A 21,533-nucleotide genomic window follows, 5' to 3' on the forward strand; every position below is an offset into this window, starting at 1 on the left:
GGACTTACATATGCTTCGCCGTTTCATGTCTTATTATCGTCCTTACAAAAGGCTCTTTATATTGGACTTTTCCTGTGCCATCGCCGCCGCGCTACTGGAGCTGGCCTTTCCACTCGCTGTTAACCGGGTGGTCGATCAGCTGCTTCCAGCTGGCAATTGGTCCATGATCTTAGCGGCGTGTGTCGGGTTGCTCGGCATCTACCTGCTCAGTTCCTTTTTCCATTATGCCGTCACCTATTGGGGCCACAAGCTCGGCATTAACATCGAATCCGATATGCGGCGTGAACTGTTCCAGCGTGTACAGAAGCAGTCCTTCCGCTTCTTTGATAACAATAAGACCGGGCATCTGGTCTCCCGCATGACCAACGATCTGATGGATATTGGTGAGATCGCGCATCACGGACCGGAGGACCTGTTCATTGCCCTCATGACACTCGCCGGAGCTTTCGGGATTATGCTGGGGATCAACTGGCAGCTCGCTGTGATGACGTTCATCATTGTACCGTTGATGATCTACCTGTCACTGTATTTCAGTCGCAAAATGTCCAAGGCGTTCAAGCGCATGTTTGCGGATATCGCCGATTATAACGCACGGGTAGAGAACAATGTGAGCGGCATCCGTGTGGTACAAGCTTTTGCCAATGAAAAACATGAAGTAGGACGTTTCGTTGAGAACAACGAACGTTTCAGACTCACCAAACTAATCACCTACCGGATTATGGCCTGGAACTCTTCACTCAGTTTTATTCTAATGAAATTTGTATCACTGTTTGTGCTGGTGTGTGGAACCTGGTTTGTTATTCAAGGAAGTATGACTTACGGAGAATTCATCGCTTTTGTGATGCTGTCCAATGTATTCCTTGGACCGATCGAGAAGATTAACTCTGTCATCGAGACGTATCCCAAAGGCATCGCCGGATTCAAACGTTACCTGGAGTTGCTTGAGGCTGTACCGGATGTAGAAGATACACCACAGGCAGAACCGATTCCGGATGTGAAAGGCGATATTGCCTTCCATAACGTTACCTTTTCTTATGGAGAACACAAACCTACGCTCTCTCAGGTCAATCTGGATATCCAGGCAGGCCAGACGGTTGCTCTGGTTGGACCTTCGGGCGGGGGTAAAACGACGTTATGCAGTATGATCCCACGTTTCTACGATGTGGATGCAGGACATATCTCCATCGATGGCATTCCGGTGAAGGATATGACGCTGGAATCACTGCGCTCCCATATCGGGATTGTGCAGCAGGATATTTTCCTGTTTGACGGAACGATTCGTGAAAATATTGCATACGGCAAACTGAATGCTTCCGATGAAGAAATCTGGCAAGCCATTCGCCGGGCCCAACTGGAAGAGCTGGTGCAATCCCAGCCAGATGGGCTGGATACCATGATCGGTGAACGCGGCGTGAAATTGTCCGGCGGACAGAAGCAACGTCTGTCTATCGCCAGAATGATCCTGAAAAATCCACCAATTCTCATTCTGGATGAAGCTACCTCAGCACTCGATACCGAGACAGAAGCTGCCATTCAACTGGCCTTGTCCGAGCTGGCTCAGGGCCGTACGACATTGGTGATTGCCCATCGACTGGCGACCATCAGACACGCCGATCGTATCGTGGTCGTAGAGAACGGCACCGTCGCTGAACAAGGAAGCCATGAAGAACTGCTCGCGCGTAAAGGCTCGTACAGCCGACTGCATCAAGCCCAGTTTGGTTAAAGGCGGGGCTTAAACGCTATAAGTTCAATATATGAGTTGTACAAATAAGTCACAACAACAACAACAACAACAGAACAACCTTCCCTCTGTACTAGAGGTGAAGGTTGTTTTATATTTACTATTCGTTATATAAATTGAACTACATATTTACACGAGAACGCAGAGGACAGAAATAACCTGAAGAAGCGGGAGCGTTCGCCTTTATCCCCGGATTTTACCCTTTGAAAAAGGAAATCCAAAAAATCTGGGGATAACAGCGATCAGAAGGTTGTTCTGTCATCGAAGTGGCAAGTGTAAATGGCGTTTAGTTCAATTTATATAACTACCCATCCAAAATGGCATTCGCTCGCTCACGAAATTCCACCGCCGCCTGCTCAGGCGTAATTTTGCCAAACAACAGGAGATCATACAACTCACGTAGCACCGCAGTGACCTCAGGTGCACCTACAGGATCAGGCGGGTCCATCTGGCTGCTGTTATCGGCAACCCAATCGATATAATCAAACACCTGCGCCAGCTCCGGTTCAACCACCAGCTTCATCCGCTCTTTAACACTGGATGAGACAGGCACACCCCGCTCCCCTTTGAGCAGCAGATTGGCATCCAAATCATTCACAAAAAAGCTGATGAACTTGGCAGCTTCCTCCTTATGTCTGGAATTACCCGCCATGGAGAAAAACATGCCTGGCTTCAAGAACAATCCATCCTGGCTGTTTGGCCCAGGCATTGGGGAGATGGTTAATGTTTTGCCATAACGCTGAGCGGTGCTGATAAATTGGTTGGAATACCCCCAGCTAAACAAAGCCTCTCCTAGATAAAACGGGTCGTTATCAGGCTGGCCAATATCTGATGTCCAGATATCCGGTGCAAAAATAAGCTTCTTCTCTGCGAGCTGCTGCATCCTGCCAAAGTAATCAATAAACAGCCCATCGTCTTCATAACCCAATCCCCTGCCATCCTCGGCATATAGCTTGGAACCATACTGTCTCAAGTAGTACGCAAAAAACTGTTCGGGCGTAAAATAGGTTCCCAAGTAGATGCCTTTCCCCAGCAATTGCTCGCCCATCCGATCAAAGTCCGCCCATGTCCACGTCTCCGTTGGCAATTCAATATCATTGGCCTTCAACACTTCCGGATCATAGATGCTAAGCATGGCGTTAACCCCTAAACTGAGTCCGTAGGTTTTTCCATCCAGGCTTCCACTCTCCAGCTGTTCTTTCTCAATATCTGTCGTGTCAATCAGCCCACTCTGCATGTACGGCGTCATATCCTCCAACAGTTGCAGCGAGCTGTACTGGGACAGATAGGAGATGTCCATCTGGATAATGTCGGGCAACGCATTGCCTGCTGCATGTGGGGCAAGTTTTCTCCAGTATTCGTTGAAACTGCTATATTCGTATTCAATGTTCACATGTGGATTCAACTTCTCATACATGTCGATAACGGCAATCGTTGCATTGTTGCGGAACTCCCCACCCCACCAAGCGATTCGTAGCGTTATCGGCTCTTCATCCACAATCATGCCCGGCCTTTGATTCAGCTGGTTCACGCAGCCAGGAAGAGTCAGCATAAGACAGATCATGCCTATCGTTCGCAATAATCTTCTCACAGCCTCTCCTCCTTACCTGGTGATGGGGGTGGCAGCAATACCGTTACTCTCGTTCCAAGCCCTGGCTTGCTCTCCAGCAGTACATCATATTCTTCGCCAAAAGCCAGACGCACCCGCTCCCTGATATTCAGCAGGCCAATGCCTGTTCCTCTGGTTTTCACTTCTCCGCGAAGCACTTGCTCCACATATTCGGGCTCCATACCGGGACCGTGATCCTCCACGATAAGGGCCAGCTTGCCACCGGATATCTCGGCAGACACTCGAATGAGACATGATCCAACCTGTGGTTCCAATCCGTATTGAATGGCATTTTCCAGCAGGGGCTGTAGGGTCAACTTGGGAATGGCACACCCCAGATAGTCAGCGGTCACATCCAAGCGGAAATCCAGTCGCTGCCGGAAACGGTAGGTTTGAATGGTGATGTAATGATTGACGATCTCCAGCTCTTCGGCAATGGTAATGATATTTTGCTTGAAGCTGATGGAGGAACGTAGCAAATATCCGAGTGATAGCACCATACTGGAGATTTGCTCCTGCCTGTTCTTTTTAGCGAGCCAATGGATTGAATCCAGCGCATTATACAAAAAGTGGGGATTGATCTGCGCCTGAAGCGCCTTGAACTCGGTTTCCTTAATGACCAGCTGGCTTGCATAATTTTCTTTGATCAATGTATTAATATGTGTAATCATCAGTCGATACGTACGTTGTAGTAACCCCAGTTCATCCATGTGCTGGTGTGTTGGAATGGACAGATTGGCATCTATGTTCTCCAGATCCCCATACTGCACTTCTTTCATCTGACTGATGAGCTGCCTGATCGGCCTTGTCAGACTGCGTGCGAAGACCATGCCGAGCGCAAGCACGACCAGAATTGCGATAAGATAGATGACAATCAGTATATTTTTCAACCATATAATACGTTCAAAAATTTCATCGTAAGAGGCCATATTGTAATAAACCCAGCCGGTATAAGAGGATTTCTTCTGGGAAAGGAATATCTCCCTCCCATCCAGATTTTTGATCTCATATCCCCCACTGCCTGGAAGTGGATTCAGTCCGGCGGACACCGCTTCCGGAAGCTGCCGATAAGGATAGACAACATCACTGCCTGCTTTTAAAATAATGTCACTGTCCTGGCTGTCAATGCCCGCATACTCCTCAACGAGTCGCTCGATATTAATACGCAAAAACAGTATGCCTACCGGTTCCAGGGTCATCGGTTCGTAGGCTCTCACCTGACGGACCATAACCAGCATCGGGTCATCGTCATCCGGGTATAACCAGCGCACTGCACCATTGGCCTGCTCCGCAGCCGCAATCATCCGATCATATTTATCCTGGGATACGGTGAGTGTCTCGCCATATTTATTCACTCTTCCCCTGGAATCAATCAGATGAACGGACTGCACATAACGTGCAGCCCCACTGATATGCTCCCATAAACGATCCGTGATCTTCTTTCGTTCAATAAAGCTTGAATATGCGCTATCGTCATCCAGCAACGACTTCAAGGCTCTTTGAATCTGCGTATCGGAGATCATGTTCAATGATAACGCTTCCAACTTCTGAAGTTCAACATCTACTGTAGACGAAGAAAGGTTCAGAAGTCGGGACGACTTATCAAACAGCTGTTTGTCATACACCGAGTACGTATAATACAAGGACCCAAACGCCAGGATGATGATAAACGCCATCATGAACATAATCATCAGAAACATTTTCATTTTGATGCTCAGTTTGCGGTAGGCTGTCATGACCAAAGCGCTCCTTTGAACCACGTGATACTACTAGGTATATCACATACAGGAAGGTTTTCCCAAAGTTTTAGCGCTCGATTTCTCACGTATTATTTGGACTGATATCGATCATACGCAGCCTGATGAACCTCAATCGCCCGGTCAATGTCCATGCTCTTGATTGTTTCGGCCATCTTGTCAAATTCGGTGATCGGTTTCTGTCCGCTAATAATGGCAGTCATCGTTTCATTCAAATACGTATTCACCTGGCTCATGATGGACGTACTTGTGGTCACCTCATCTGTTGACAAACGAATTGGAGGAAGCGTTAATGCTGAGCTTGCTTTCATCCATTCCGCATTCGCCGCACGTTGTCCGTCGTCAAATAATAAGGCATCCAGATAACGGCTATCCTGATTGATCGGACCGTCCATAATAGATAGGGCATAGGAAGCCAGTGCCTGGTCATACGTCAGACCGTTCGGATTATCAATGATGGTATCTGTGAATTTGACACCTTCCCCGTCACGAACATAGCTGTCATTTTCGATACCAAAGTTGAACAGATCACTACCCTCTTCGCTATAGTTGTAGTCCATCCACTGAACAATATATTTCAATTTGTCTTCGTCTGCGGAAGCCGTAATGGCCTCACCATAAGTCAACACTTTAGCATCCAGATTAAATGTCGCATAGGACGTTCCATCCTGAGATACAGGCCACGGTACGCCGGTTACATTAAAGTTCGGGTCCGTATCTCTCATCAGATTGAAGTATTTCCCCATACCACTGAAAACACCGCCCTGATATGCGCCTGCCAGATTGCTGGTAACCTTATAATCAAATGCTTTACCGTCATTGGTCATGATCTCGGGATCAATCAGCCCTTCCTTGTACCACTTGGCCATGGTCTCCAAGAAATCACGGTAGCCCGGCTGAATCGGTCCGAATTCCACCTTGTCTCCATTCATCTGGAAGCCACCAATTACACCAAAGGCCGCGGCAAAATCATGGAGCTTGGTCAGGTTACCCGGTCCCCAGTTTCCCGTGAATGGTAGCTCATCAGGCTTGCCGTTGCCGTTGGGGTCCTGTTCCTTGAATGCCTTAAGCACCGTATACCACTCATCGATGTTGGTAGGTACCTTAAGGTTCAATGCATCAAGCCAATCCTGGCGCATAATTAAACCGGAAGTGGCATTCAGCTTCAATGCATCCAGCTTGAGCAGCGGGAACATATAGATCGTGCCATCGTCGAGTGCAATCTGTTTCTTCACATCCGGATCGGATTCAATAATCCGCTTTAAGTTAGGTGCATAACTGTCGATCAGTTCATTCAACCGGATGATGCGGCCGTCTTTGATCATTTTTTCCGGTCCGCCAACGGCATCCGCCCAGTTATAATAAATGACGTCTGGAAGCTCCTTCGTGGAGATCAGCAGATTGAACTGGTCCCGCTGTTGTCCAAGCGGAGGATGTGTGAACTTCACTTGGATACCTGTCAGCTTCTCCTTTTCCTTATAAGCCGCCATATCGCCAAAATTGTTCAAGGAAGCTGTCAGTTTGGCATCATTGGCGCGCCAGTAATCAATGGTAAATGGCTCACTTGTAATCGGTAGCGGAATCTCGGTCAATGCCTGAACCGCAGGTTCTGTTCCCTCCGCTGGTTCTGCATTTTCTGGTTCATTATCTCCCGTACAGCCCGCCAGTAAAGACATGGTAAGTAGCGATGACAACAGGATGGACCCCATTCTTTTTTTCACGTAATTCGCCTCCATAGATTACATTTTTATTGTTTCACAGCGCCGATTAGAGCGCCCTGAACAAAATAACGTTGGATGAACGGATATACCAGCATAATCGGCAGGGTAGAGATAATGATGGTTGCATATTTGATGTTCTCCCCAATGGCAAAGCCGGTATCGGCGCCCGCACCCATAGCCTCTGTACTGCTGCTGATCAGAATATCACGCATAATAATCTGGATTGGATACAGCTCCTGACTGCGCAGGTAGAGCATCGGTCCGACATAATCATTCCAATGGTCAACCGCATAATACAGCATCATGACCGCCAGGATTGGTTTTGACAAAGGCAGTACAATTCGGAACAAAATCAGAAAGTCATTGGCACCATCAAGCTTCGCCGATTCAATCAGACTGATCGGAATGCCTTCGAAGTTTGTTTTCATAATAAGGAAATAGAAGGTGCTGATGGCACCGGGAATAATAAGCGCAAAACGGGTATCCACCATGCCCAGATTCTGAATGAGCAGAAAAGTTGGGATCATGCCCCCGCCGAAAAACATCGTGAACGTAATTAATTTCATCAACGTTTTTCTGCCCATCAGATCACCACGTGATAACCCATAGGCAGCCAGCGAAGTCATGAGCAGATTGATGGCGGTACCCACCACAACATAGAACAAAGTGTTCATATATCCCGTATAGATACGAGTATCCTGAAATACCGACTTGTACGCTCCCAGCTGGAAGCCTTCAGGAATGAGCATCAGTGACCGGGAACGCAACATCTGATCCGGGTCGCTGATTGAAGAATTGAACACGTACAGCATCGGGTAAAAGCATAAAACCATGATCACCAAGAGCAGCAGTGTATTGAATACATCAAAAATTCGTTCCCCTATAGACTGTCTCATCGCTTCACCTTCCGATTACCATAGACTGGTTGAGTTAAGCTTTCTGCTGATCGCGTTCGCGATAATGAGCAGCGCGAAATTAATGACGCCGTTAAATAGTCCGATGGCGGTTGAATACGTATAGTTTCCCTCCAAAATACCCGATCGATAGACAAAGGTGGATATGACATCCGATGTCTCATAGGTCGGTGCCGTTTGCATCAGCAATATTTTCTGAAAATCCGCGTTCATGACCGCCCCCATACGTAGAATTAACATGATCACAATCGTTGGCATAATGCCCGGCAGTGTAATATGTAACAGCTGTCTCCAGCGACCTGCGCCGTCAATTTTGGAAGCCTCATACAACTGAGGGTCAATACCACTTAGTGCTGCCAAAAAGATAATCGAGGCCCAGCCTGCTCCCTGCCATATGTTGGACAGGATGTACATTGGACGGAACATATCTTTTTCCGCCAAAAACATAATTGGCTGCAGATCGAAAAAGTCACGAATGACGTTAAATAACCCACCGTCCAGAGATGAGAACGTTTTCAACATTCCAACCACGACGACAACCGAGATAAAATGCGGCATATAACTGATGGTCTGTACTGCACCTCTGAACCACTTCTTCCGGACTTCATTCAGCAGCAGTGCTAGTAGAATCGGAGCCGGGAAACCAAACACAATACTGTAAAAACTTAAAATCAGTGTGTTCTTAATCAGTCGCCAGAAATAATAACTTTCAAAAAACATGGTGAAATTGTCAAATCCGACCCATTCGCCTGCCAAGATTCCTTTGATCGGGTTGTAGGATTCCTGAAATGCCATCAGTAGCCCGTACATTGGCCCATAGCTGAAAATCAGATAGTAGGCTACCACAGGAACGAGCATCAGATAGACGTATCTGTTGCGGACAAGTTCCTTTTTCACCGAACTCCATTTGCCAGCTGGCTTCAAACGCCCAGGTTCAATCCCCCGGCTTCGATTCAGCTCCATCCACTCGCCCTCCACTCTCGGTATTGATTCACTAACATGACACTTCTAATGATAGAAGCGAGCACCATTTATTCCCATGTTCATTTCCGTTAAATGGATGTTCAAAACCGAGTTCCGTCCGACAAAAAAAGACCCTGCTGCCGATGAATGGCATACAGGGCACGATCACAGATTAGATGTAGATCGGATATACAGGTTGCTATGCAGAAGCTGGTACCAACGCTGTCCTAGGGTACTTTTTTATACTCGGAAGGGGAGAAGCCCGTATATTTCTTGAACATTTTACTGAAATACGGCCAGTTGGCACCAAAGCCTGTTTGTTCGGCAAGCGAGGATACAGTGTAGTTCCCGTCCTGCTCCAGAAGCTCCAATGCTCTACGGATGCGGTAACTCAACACATAGTTCGTAAATTTCTCACCGGTTTCTTTTTTGAACATTTTGCCGATGTAGTCTGGATTCATGTATATTTCCCCAGCGATGGACTGGAGTGTTAGTGTCTCGTCCCTGTAGCGTTTCTCTACCAGTTGTTTCACACTACCTACCATATGCGATTGTCTTGAGCGGTGTTGTTCGTAGCGACGTAGGGTAATTTCCTTGGCGACGGCAAGCAGAAACTGTTGAAAAGAATGTAGCGTGCTGGATTCAATCATGCCTGGCAACTGGTTCATATACCTTTTCATCTCGGTAGAGCCGCTGAGCCGAATGATTTCCATGAACATCTGAATAAGGTAGGACTTCGTTTGGGATATATCGTATCGCAAGCTGGCAAGCAGCTGAAACATCCGGTTAAGCTCTGATCCAACTTCCTGCCAGTGCCCAGCCTTGATTGCAGTAACCATCCGCTCCGGATCGTATTCGAATTCAGGAAGAATGCGCTCTCCGGGAGAGTAAATATCCCGCTCCATAATAAGACTGCCCTCACCGAGGTAAAAGCGGTAATTGAGATACACCAGCGTCTGCATGTACAATTGCCGTGCCTGCGAAAGGTCTCCTGGCTCGCTCAGCGCAATCGTGAGATCATCATGATAGTATCGGGTAAATGTCGCACGAATCTCATCGATATTATGGAACAACTGCGTTTCAGACAACTTGTCCTCCATGATTAGTAACACATGCCCTCCAACCGTGGTACTTAAGATGGGATTGTGAAAAATATCCTCGGCAATGTTCTTGACCGCAAACAAGTGCAAATACTCATGATCTCCCTCAATCTCTACCAGCAACAACCGCACACGCTGATCCTGAAACTGTACATCAAACAACTCCTCAAAGTACTTCCATTCCTTGACCCCGTATGTTCTGTTCGTAACTAGCTCTTTCAGAAAATATTCCTTGGCATGCGGCAGTACACGCTCCAGATTATATTGGATCGACTGCACAAAATGTTCCTGATCGGTCAACTCCCGCTTCTCACTGACCAATTCACTAATAGCTTGTACGAGATGTTCTTCACTGCAGGGCTTGAGCAGATAGTGCTTCACCCCATAATGCATGGCCGTCTTGGCATATTCGAATTCCGTAAAACCCGTGAGCATGATAAACGAGATATCCTGGTACTTCTCCGCCACAGCTTCAACCAGTTGTAAGCCATCCATTCCCGGCATGCGAATGTCCGAGATGATGATATCCGGGCGTTGCCGCTCAATTAAAGCAAGCGCTTCCAATCCATCTTGGGCAATGCCGATCAGTTCTGTTCCCAGTCTGGACCAGTTCACCACACTGGAGATCCCGTCCGAAATCATAAATTCATCATCGACCAACAAAACCTTGTACATCGTATGCATCCTCCTGCCTTTAACCAGTTCCATTCTATTATATGGGCATTATGCACAAATAGAGGAGAGAACGTTGATTGACATGGGATTAAAGCATAACAAGTCTGATTTCTGAACAATCCTGTCTCATCTCATCGGGAAAATCATTCGCTGGCACGGCTATTGGAGTTAGTCTCTGTAAGACAAAACAACCCTCACCCCGCTACTGGGGTGAAGGTTAGCCTCGCTTCATTTTACAATATCATCAGGGTACGGTTACGGTACAGGAAAAGAAATTACGATACTGCGTTACGTATCCATTCCATACTCTTTCACTTCACGATTGCGGTTCAACACTGCGTGCAATACAAAACCAAGTACCGCAATCGCCGCTGTGCCTGTTGCCAGCCACGCTACAGGAATAAGTCCCTGTTTGTCATACATGACCCCCATCGCATAGGGGCCGATAACCCGTCCAACCGCACCGATCCCACCCGATATCCCGATGTAAAAAGGTGCCGCCCTGCCCGCATGCTCCGAGATAAACGCAGGCGTTGCAGGGGAAATCAACATCTCTCCAAACGTGGCGAGTACCATTGCGAGCACCATGCCTGGATAGCTGTACATGGTAATCATGACAATGTAGGCCATGCCATAGAACACGGCACTCGCCGTCATCTGGGCAGTGGAGGTACGGGCCATGGTCCGTTTTATCCAACTGGTAAAGGGTTGACCCACAAAGATCAGCACCCCATTCAGGGTCCAGAGCAGACCGTACATTCTTTTTTCCATACCCTCAGAGATGATATACGGGGACACACCTGTGTTCCAGATGGAGTTGCCGAATAACAGGAAGAGTACGCCCAAGCTCATAAACAGATATAGTCGGGTATTGCCCAGCAATGCCCAGACGCCCGGCCCATCGGGAACGGTTTTGCGTTTCGTCAGATGTACTTCCCCCTGATCCGGTTTGACTCGCGATAGATAATACCAGAAGAAAATCGCAAACCCGGCTGAGGTCACTCCGTTCAACACAAAGCTGAGGTGATAGGAAAAGTCAGCCAGGAAACCACTCAGCGCCGTACCAATCGCCACCCCGATATTGTTCGCTACATAGATAATATTGAATAATTCGCCACGTCGCTCCGCAAACCGAAAGCCAATAAAGGCCTGAATCGCTGGCAGCGACAATGAACTGAACAGTCCAATCCAGCCCATCGCACATATAAATACGACCCAATACGCACTAATCCAGGGCAACGCAAACAAACCTAACGCATTAAGCGCCAGTGAACCAATGATCAGCTTCTTCACGCCCACCCGATGATACAACGAACCTCCAAGCAGTTGTCCGAAGATACCACCCAGGGACTGAATGAGGATTACAAAACCCGCGTTAGCCATCGTCCGCCCAAGCTCATCAAACACATACATCGTGGTCAGCGGCCACATCAAGGCACTGCCGGTTGCGTTAACCAGACTTGCTAATAAAAATATTCTCACTTCTTTTGGATAGTTATCCAGCCATCTCATCATCTCTAGTTCATTCTCCTTAATACTCTACAGAACGTTTTACCATATCAAAAAAGCCTTAGCCCTGACGGCATAATCAGCCAGAGCGAAGGCCTTTGGAAGTGTTACTTTTTATTGCTCTTTAGATCCTGATACATTTTGTTCTTTGTTTATCTTACCTCAAAAAAATCACCCTGCAAGCACACTCATTGACGCTTCACTTCAACAGTGGCCGAGAAGAAGGTCGCCCCGTTACCCATGTCCGACAACCGATTGGACGTCAGTGAATTCGCCCGCTGCTTCTTCCCGTCACCATCCCACCATAAGCCTTGGCTGATGACGGTTCCCGGCAACATGGCTTCACTCACCTTGGCGGTAAGTTCGATACGTCCACGATCATTCCATACGACCACTGCATCTCCATCCTCCAGGTTTCTACGGATGGCGTCCTCGGGGTGTATCTGCAATAGAGGCATCTTTTCCAAACGCTGATGTTTGGCTGAATTACCAAAGGTGGAGTTCAGGAAATTATGGTTTGGCGGCGATAGGAACATCAATGGATAGGTATCGGCAGGTCCAGCCGGATTCTCCCCATCATATCCTTCAACCAGAGCACTATAGGTAGGGAGCGGCGGAAGCCCTCTCTGTTCCATCGTCTCGGAATACAATTCAATTTTGCCTGAAGGTGTGGGCAGCTGATCCAGATATGCAGCATGTGGCGTCATATCCAGCTTCACGAATCGATGTTCCTTCAGTCCCTCCAACGTGACTCCATTCATGTAGGGATTGCCTGTGCCCTGAAGTGCGTCCTCAATCATCTGTTCCGGCGTTTCTCCGAAGATTACAGGATCGTACCCCATAGCCTGCCCAAGCAGTGAGAACAGTTCCACATTGCTCTTACTCTCCCCAATCGGTGCAATTACCGGCTCTTGCAGATGAACGTACTGATGCCAATAAGAGGTGTACAGGTCCGTTGCTTCAAAGGAAGATGTGGCTGGCAATACGATATCTGCATATTTCGCGGTATCCGTCATGAACAGATCATGCACAACCGTGAACAGATCCTCCCGTGCAAAACCTCGCTCCACCCGCTCGGTATCCGGTGCCACCACCAGTGGATTGCTGCAGTAGACCATCATGGCCCGGATCGGCTGCTCTGCTTCCAGCAACGCTTCACCAATCCGGTTCATGTTCACCACTCGCGGCTCCGGATTCTGCCGCAGTTCTGGACGTTCCAGCGCGTCGCTATTTGTGCTCGCGTAGCTGTTGGTTCGAACGGCACCGCCGCCTTGCTTCAGCCATTGCCCTGTGATGGCAGGCAGACATGCAACGCTACGCACGTTCATCCCCCCATTATCATGGTGCTGGAGGCCGTTGCCGATGTGAATATGAGCCGCCTGTGCGTTGCCGTATAGTTCGGCCAGCTCCACAATGGTCTCCTCCGGCACGCCCGTAATGCGTGCAACGCGGTCAGGGGTGTAACTTCGGACATGATCACGAAGTGCCTCATGACCCACCGTATACTTTTGCATAAACGCTTCATCCGTTAGGCCCCGTTCGAACAACACATGCATCAAGCCCAACGCCAGTGCGCTGTCCGTGCCCGGATATAGAGGAATAAACCAGTCGCCCCATTGGGCCGTACGATTGCGATGAACGTCGATTACGACGATCTTGGCACCTTTTTTGCGGGCTTTCTCCGCCAAAACAACCTGGTGCATATTGGTACTGACGATATTGCCACCCCACACCAGGATGAGATCCGCATGCTCCGTATCTTCTGGCACCGTTCCCCGGTTGGCGCCCATCGTATATTTCCAGCCGGTATTTCCAGCAGAGTTACAGATCGTCTGCTCCAGTACACTCGCACCAAGCGCATTGAAGAAACGCCGATCCATACCGTCTACGCCGAGAATGCCCATGTTACCGTAAAAGCTGTAGGGCAGGATGCTCTCCGGGCCGTAGGTTTCGGACAATGCAGTGAATTTGGTCGTAATCTCGCGAATCGCTTCATCCCAACTCATTCGTTCGAACTTGCCTTCGCCTTTGGCTCCTACACGTTTCATCGGATATTGTAGACGCTCGGGGTGATATACCCGCTCGGTCATATTTCTGACTTTATTACAAATGGCACCCTTGGTGATCGGATGGTCCGGATTACCTGCCACCTTCACAATTTTACCGTTCTCTTTATGTAACAACAGACCACAAGTGTCCGGACAATCGAGCGGGCATACCGCTGCAAATACCCCATTCTCCTGATCGATCATCGTATGGCTCCCCCTCTTTAAAAAACTATCCCTATATCATATCTTCTTCGAGGTTATCACGTAAAGAGAACAGTATATTTTCGCCTAATATTAACCGCTATAGCAGCTTTAAATTATTTTCAAAAAAATGTTTTATCGTTTGATTCAACTTCAGAATTCAGGGGTAAATTAAAAATAAGGCATTAGGCTAGTGTTTCCCCACTTCCTCCTCATGCCATATCATGGACCACTCCCGAAATTCGCCATGAACAGGTTTCGTTCCCCCGAACCTTGTCATGGCGAATTTATTTTGCGTTAAACTTCAATAAAGGACAAAAAAAAGATTCCGGCCTGCTCCATCACAGCATATTTGCCATGAACCGAGCAAATTCAGAATCGTCTTCACTTCTATGTGTATATGATATACGTGTATCGAGTAATGCATTGTAGTGCTATATTCCGCTACGCCTGCTTGCTCAACATCACTCTACCCTCCGTCTCCACAGGTTCGATCGACGTTACTACCTCTGGTTTCACTTTCGGCTCAGCTTGGCGCAGGTACACCACCCAATAGGCTGCAGCTACAAACAGAGCACCACCAGTTAGATTGCCGAGCCACACCGGAATGAAATTCATCACATATTGTCCCCACGAATAATACCCTTCAAAGATTGCCGCCGGAATGAGGAACATATTGGCCACAACGTGCTGGAATCCAATGGCCACAAACGCCATCGTTGGAAACCAAATACCCAGTACCTTGCCACTCATCGTATCGGATGCATAAGATAGCCATACTGCCAGCGCCACCAGCCAGTTACAGCCGATGCCAGAGATAAAAGCCTGTAGGAAGCCATCATGCAGCTTATGCCCAGCCATATCCACCACTTTTGCCAGATATACACCCTCTCCAGTCAGACCAAGCACATGTCCAAACGCGTACGCGACAAAGATTGCTCCAAGAAAATTACCTATTGTTACGAATGTAAGATTCTTCACCATGCTGCCTACTGACAGCTTGCGTGCGATCGCAGCGAGCGGAACAGCCATCATATTCCCTGTCAGCAATTCACCGCCACCGATGAGAACCATAATTAGCCCCACCGGGAACACCGCTGCTCCAATCAGATTAACCAGGCTTCCCCACTCTGCCGGAGCAGATGCAATCACCCGAATATCCAGTAGAAAACCCAGCGCGATAAAAGCCCCTGCCAGAAAACTGAGCACCAGTACAGAAGATACCGGGTATTGAGCCTTTTTCATGCCTGTTTGCGCCGTATATTGTGCAACCTCAAGAGGTGTTTTTGCTGCCATATCACTCATCCTCTCCTTCATTGTTCATCATTGGATAAAACCACCTGAAATTCATTAGTTTTGCGTTGAATGCCACATCCTAATTGTATCTCGGTCCTATACAAAACTTTGTGCAAATTATCACAATGTTGTTTATAAAGAAAATTTTAAAATTATGGTTTTCAGGCAAATACGATTGCTATAGAAACTTATACATATGAAGGAAATTGCTCAGAATTTGTTCAGAATCAATTTATATAATAGGCACACATATCGAATTTACATCTGTTGGGCAGGGTCGGATTTGGGTCAAAAACAGTTCCATGTTGTGTATGTCATCAAAATGATGTTCTGTAGGTCATTTCATAGCATATCTACGGACAAATAGGAGGTTCAAACATGTTCAAACACTCTTTACGCTGGAGAACAATTATGATGTATGTTTTGATATTCACTCTGGTTCTCCCCAATGTCCTTCTTCCCAAAGCTCATGCTTCCACTAACGGAAATGTGAATATACTGTCCGCAGTCAATAACAACGTCGATCGTAATCTGGTAAACGTTGTTTATGCTAACGGGAAATACACCGCAGTGGGTGAAAAAGGACGTATTGTTCAGTCCACAGATGGATTAAACTGGGCTGTAGTGAATACAGGAGTTTCTAACGAAAAAACATCATGGAGAAGCCTCGTGTATGCAAACCATGTATATGTCGCAGTCGGGGTGGAATCTACTCCTAATAAAGCAAGATTGATCGTTTCGTCTGATGGCGAAACATGGGTCGACAAATCATCAGGAATTAATGGAGACATTTTGCAAAAAGTCGTTTATACAAACGGCAATTTTTACGCTGTTGGTGGAAAATGGCATGCCAGTGACCGCGCGCAAGATGTAGGCATTATTTATTCATCTTCGGATGGGGTGACATGGACGTTATCGAGTACTGTACCAAAAATTTGGCCATCCAATGGTACTTCAAGCTCACCCTTTCATTTGACAGATATGGCCTATATATCAGGTAGATACGTTGTCGGAGGTAATGTATTTTCTGGATACGCTTATTCAAGTAACGGAAGTAGCTGGACGAATGTTTTTTTGAATGGCACTTCCTCCTTGGAACGATTCTCGATCTATAATGGGAAGCTTTATCTTATTAAAAATTCAACGATTGGCTACTCCAGCAGTGACGGAATAACGTTTGCACCTGATGCCTCTTATAACAATGCAATGAGTACTGTCAAAGCCGGATCAACACTCTACCGTTTTGGTCAGGCAGGCAAACTGGACTCATCCACGGATAACGGCGTCAATTGGACTTCAGAGCCTACGGTAACCAATATGACCATCCAATCTGCAGCTTCGAATGGAACGGGTATGGTCCTTGTCACCTCGGCTCCTAATAGTCTTGTCGTTACTGCGGACAAATCCGAGTGGAAAAAAACCGCGGCGAATCTGCAGGGTATCGCTTATAACGGCAGCACATGGGTGGTTGTCGGTGATTCATTATATGGCAGTGATACAACAGATAGCCTTATATTGAATTCCAACAGCGACTGGGAGCATCTAAGTACAAATAGCCAGTTGCTTCCTAAAGAGGCTTTTTCCAAAGTTGCATACGGCCATAACACTTTTGTCGCCATGGGTAAAAAAATTGGGGTATCCTCCGATGGCGAACATTGGACACTCAGCAATCTTCCCGCTGGTGTAACCGGCAGAGTAGTAGCGCTGACCTATGGTGCAAGTGGAGGTTTTGTTGCAGTAACGGGTACAGGCGATACGCTCAACTCCGTTGACGGATTATCTTGGACGAAGGGCACAAACATTTTAATCCCAAATAGAGATATATTTAATGTGAAGTATGTAAATGGTGCATATATCGCAACAGGTTACGGAGTAATTTGGAAATCTGATGCAAATGGAATGAATTGGACTCAGATCATTGATCCAAATGATGAAATTCATGAAAATTATTACTCGTTAAATGACATCATCTATGTAGATGGAAAATATGTAATTGCCGGATCAGATGAATCTTCGTTTCCTATCCTGTTAGAAACGACAGGTGTCTTGAACACTAGCTCAACTTGGACCAGACATAACATTGATACTATCAATTATACTGGCTTAAAATCTATCACATACGGAGATGGTATCTACGTAGCTGTCGGTACTTTGTATGAATATGATATTTATGGCAGAATGATTGAACATTATATGATGTATTCATCCTCAGATTTGGTGAACTGGACCACTTACGATGAGACTACACTAGGCATAGTCGGAAAAGGTTTAAACACCGTTTATTATCATGACGGAAAGTTCTATATTGCAGGTAACGACAATGCACGGATTGTATTAGGGAGTGCTACAATGGGCAGCAATAATGCTGGTCTGACAACTGTACTTGGACAGACTGACAGTGCTCCAGGAGGCGGAGATGGAACGACATCTGGGACAGCGGTTAACTGGGCAGTTAACGTGCCTAACACAACCTCAACACTGGGATTAGCCAATCTTGTACTGGCAGACAATCAGGCCAAGATGGAGTTGTTCAGCAACAGCGACTATTCCACTGGTGCAGTTACAGGAAACTCAACGATCCCGCTCACAGCAGGTGGAGCTATCACTGCATACATTAAAGTGACGGCAGCCGACAATACGACCGTACAGTACTATGCAGTAACAGTAAACCGCACAGCTACACTAGAAACGACACCAGCCGCTGTCATCAGCTATGTAGATGAAAAGCTGACAGGACTCGTCCCTAATGCTGCATACTCCATTAATGGAGCGAATGCTGTAGCAGATGGTTTAGGACATATTACTATCGACAACAGTTGGATCGGAACCACGTTGTCCATCGTGAAGAAAGGCAATGGCACCTCAACTACAGATAGCTCAGCTCAAACCTTGGTCATCCCATCTCGTCCTGCAACTCCAACTGGCATTAGTAAGACGGATGAAACATCGAACGGTGCCCATGATGGAACGATCACGAATGTCACTGATCAGATGGAGTACAAACAAGACATCAACGGTTCATGGACAGCTATCGATGACACTTCAGTTACAGGACTCGCACCAAGTACGTACTATATTCGTACCAAAGCAACATCTTCTACATTTGCTTCTACCGAAACACCCGTGACGTTAGGTTCGACGTCCGTTACACCGGAAGCAACACCAGCCGCTGTAATTAACTATGTGGACGAGCAATTGACTGGGCTCGTGCCTAATGCAGCATACTCGATCAACGGAGCGAATGTTGTTACAGATGGTTCAGGATATATCACCATAGATAACAGTTGGATCGGAACTACTTTGTCCATTGTGAGAACAGGTAACGGCATCACAACAACGGACAGTTCAGCTCAAACATTGATCATTCCATCTCGTCCTACGACTCCATTCGGAATCGGCAAGACCGATGAAACCTTTGATGGAGCAAATGATGGAACGATCACAAATGTCACAGATCAGATGGAGTACAAACAAGACGTCAACGGTTCATGGACAGCTATTGATAACACTACGATTACAGCTCTCACACCAGATCGATACTATGTGCGTATCAAAGCAACCTTTTCTGCATTTGCATCGGCCGAAGCACCCGTGACCATTGGTTCGGCGTCTGCTACACCGGAAACGACACCGGAGGCTGTCATCAGCTATGCAGATGAGCAACTGACAGGACTTGTGCCTAACGCTCCATACTCCATCAACGGAGCAAGTGCTGTTACAGATGGTTCAGGTCAGATTACGATCGACAACAGCTGGATCGGAACCACATTGTCTATCGTGAAACCAGGCAATGGCACCACGACTACAGATAGCTCAGTTCAAACACTCGTCATTCCATCGCGCCCTGCGACTCCAACAGAAGTCGGCAAGACCAATGTAACATCAAACGGCGCTCATGATGGAACCCTTACGAATGTAACTGATCAAATGGAATACAAAAAAGACATCAACGGCGCATGGACAACTATCTATGACACAACAGTTACAGGATTGGAGCCAAGTACGTATTATGTTCGTACAAAAGCAACCTCCTCTACGTTTGCATCATCAGAAACACCAGTGACTGTAGGTTCCAGTGCATCGGTCCCTGCTGCACCGAATGTCACTGCGGATGACCAGAACAACACCATTATCGGTTTGGACACTACCATGGAATATCAAATCGACAATGGAGCCTTTGTCCACTTTAACGGCTCTAATACACCGGATCTCAGTGGTGAACACACAGTTAAGGTGCGTGTGGCTGCGAGTGGTTCAGTTCCAGCCGGGACGGAGAAAACACTTCACTTCACAGCGAATCTTGCAACCGACCTGATCGTGGTCGCTGTTGATCCTAGCGGGTCAACAAATGACGGAAAAACACTCATTACAGTAACCCCTGCAATTCAGGCTATTGGACATCGTTTCGTTTATAAAAACTTCGGTACCGGAAATATCAACGTGCCAGCTATTGGTGATGTAGCTACAGACTACGAAAACTGGACGAACAATGGTCTAATCAACGCAGCAAACGGAGATAAAATCGCTGTTGCCGAAGTAGATGCCGAAGGCAAGATTGTAAAATTCGGATGGACTTCATCTGTAGTAACGAATGAGCCTGCACCAGGGACCAATAATCCCGATGTTCCCGTCGTCTCTCCGCCTTCAGGGGGAAACAACACGACGAATCCGACTACCAATAACGGTAACAATAGTAATACCAATGCAAGTGACGAAGATGTCATCATTATCGTCAACGGCAAAACTGAAAATGCAGGGAAGATGAAAACAACAGAAGCCAATGGTGTTAAAACCACGGTACTTATCGTTGATCCGGTGAAGTTACAAGCGAAATTGGATGCCGAAGGCCCTCGGGCAATCGTCACCATTCCGGTTAAATCATCCTCCAATGTCATCGTTGGTGAGTTGAACGGCCAGTCGGTGAAAAACATGGAACGTCTGTCTGCAACGCTGGTTCTCCAGACAGATCAGGCGAGTTATACGCTCCCTGCTTCAGAAATTAACATTGATGCTTTTGCCGAAAGTCTCGGCAACGGTCTGAAACTGGAAGATATCGTGGTTCGTATTACGATAGCCAAATCTTCCGATACAATGAATCAGGTTGCAGTGAATGCAGCAGCTCAAGGTGATTTTACACTCGTTGCCTCACCTGTTGACTTCACGGTAACTGGACAGTACAACGGCCAAACAACTGAAATTACGAAGTTCAACGCATACGTTGAACGCAGAATTGCATTGTCTCCCGAGATCGATCCGAATAAGATTACAACCGGTATTGTCGTAGAGCCTGACGGTACAGTGCGACATGTACCAACCAAGGTTGTTGTGGATCAGGGAACATTTTATGCGGAGATTAACAGTTTGACGAATAGCACGTATGGAATTATATGGAACCCGCTAACATTTGCGGATGTAGAGAAACACTGGGCGAAAGATGCGGTAAACGAGATGGGTTCCCGGATGGTCATCCAGGGCGTTAACGATACGACCTTCAACCCGAACAAAGCGATTACACGAGCTGAATTCGCAGCTATCATCGTCCGTGGATTGGGTCTCAAGCTGGGGGAAGGTACACAACCATTCCGGGATGTCACTACGAATGATTGGTATTCCAGCGCGGTTCAGACTGCGGCTTCCTACGAACTGATTAATGGGTTTGAGGATGGTACGTTCCGTCCGAATGACACGATTACACGGGAACAGGCAATGACGTTAATCGCGAGAGCGATGAAGTTGACAGGTCTTGCAGACCAATACGCTACTCTGGATGCTAACGAGATTCTCTCTACATTTAAGGATAGCGCTAATGCCGGCAACTGGGCGAAGGATAACATCGCACTAACAGCCAAGGCAGGCCTCATCAGTGGACGTAGTGATGGTAATCTTGCGGCAAAAGCCAATGTTACACGTGCAGAAGTAGCGACTCTGATTCATCGTCTACTGAGCAAATCCGATTTAATCTAAAGATTATGAGCTAGCTCGAAGGGGCTGTCCCATAA

Annotated in this window: 11 protein-coding genes; 2 read left to right on the plus strand and 9 right to left on the minus strand. The window is 47.2% G+C overall.

The features are described from left to right. The first annotated feature begins 10 nt into the window (after positions 1-10). The gene (locus MHI06_RS27265) at positions 11-1,723 is read left to right on the plus strand and encodes an ABC transporter ATP-binding protein (protein ID WP_340399686.1); all 1,713 of its coding nucleotides are present in this window, start codon (positions 11-13) and stop codon (positions 1,721-1,723) included. Positions 1,724-2,045: 322 nt separating this feature from the next. Here the strand turns inward: MHI06_RS27265 and MHI06_RS27270 are convergent, their stop codons facing one another. The 9 genes from MHI06_RS27270 to MHI06_RS27310 all read right to left on the minus strand — a co-directional run bounded on the left by MHI06_RS27270 (position 2,046) and on the right by MHI06_RS27310 (position 15,534). Continuing rightward, a complete protein-coding gene (locus MHI06_RS27270; protein WP_340399687.1) occupies positions 2,046-3,332 on the minus strand; it encodes an ABC transporter substrate-binding protein in 1,287 nt (428 codons plus the stop codon). After that, a complete protein-coding gene (locus MHI06_RS27275; RefSeq protein WP_340399688.1) occupies positions 3,329-5,086 on the minus strand; it encodes a sensor histidine kinase in 1,758 nt (585 codons plus the stop codon). The genes MHI06_RS27270 and MHI06_RS27275 overlap by 4 nt, the downstream gene beginning before the upstream one ends. 92 nt (positions 5,087-5,178) lie before the next feature. Continuing rightward, positions 5,179-6,828 carry an ABC transporter substrate-binding protein gene (locus tag MHI06_RS27280; protein ID WP_340399689.1) on the minus strand — a complete coding sequence of 550 codons (1,650 nt, stop codon included), beginning with the start codon at positions 6,826-6,828 and terminating at the stop codon, positions 5,179-5,181. 26 nt (positions 6,829-6,854) lie between these two features. Beyond that, positions 6,855-7,724: a carbohydrate ABC transporter permease gene (locus MHI06_RS27285; RefSeq protein ID WP_340399690.1), complete on the minus strand. Its 870-nt coding sequence runs from the start codon at positions 7,722-7,724 to the stop codon at positions 6,855-6,857. Between the two features lie 15 nt (positions 7,725-7,739). Continuing rightward, positions 7,740-8,705 carry an ABC transporter permease subunit gene (locus MHI06_RS27290; RefSeq protein ID WP_017691858.1) on the minus strand — a complete coding sequence of 322 codons (966 nt, stop codon included), beginning with the start codon at positions 8,703-8,705 and terminating at the stop codon, positions 7,740-7,742. A gap of 227 nt (positions 8,706-8,932) precedes the next feature. After that, positions 8,933-10,480, minus strand: coding sequence for a response regulator (locus tag MHI06_RS27295; protein ID WP_340399691.1), 1,548 nt, complete (start codon positions 10,478-10,480; stop codon positions 8,933-8,935). Between the two features lie 288 nt (positions 10,481-10,768). Beyond that, a complete protein-coding gene (locus tag MHI06_RS27300; RefSeq protein WP_340402193.1) occupies positions 10,769-11,992 on the minus strand; it encodes an MFS transporter in 1,224 nt (407 codons plus the stop codon). Between the two features lie 185 nt (positions 11,993-12,177). Further along, complete coding sequence (locus MHI06_RS27305; protein ID WP_340399692.1) at positions 12,178-14,241, minus strand: molybdopterin oxidoreductase family protein; 2,064 nt, start codon at positions 14,239-14,241, stop codon at positions 12,178-12,180. 441 nt (positions 14,242-14,682) lie between these two features. Next, complete coding sequence (locus MHI06_RS27310; protein ID WP_340399693.1) at positions 14,683-15,534, minus strand: formate/nitrite transporter family protein; 852 nt, start codon at positions 15,532-15,534, stop codon at positions 14,683-14,685. A 378-nt stretch (positions 15,535-15,912) separates the two neighbouring features. Between MHI06_RS27310 and MHI06_RS27315 the strand changes: the two genes are divergently transcribed. Then, on the plus strand, positions 15,913-21,498 hold the full coding sequence (locus MHI06_RS27315) for an S-layer homology domain-containing protein (protein WP_340399694.1): 5,586 nt from the start codon (positions 15,913-15,915) through the stop codon (positions 21,496-21,498). Positions 21,499-21,533 lie beyond the last annotated feature (35 nt).

The organism is Paenibacillus sp. FSL H8-0079 (assembly GCF_037991315.1).
Taxonomy (GTDB): domain Bacteria; phylum Bacillota; class Bacilli; order Paenibacillales; family Paenibacillaceae; genus Paenibacillus.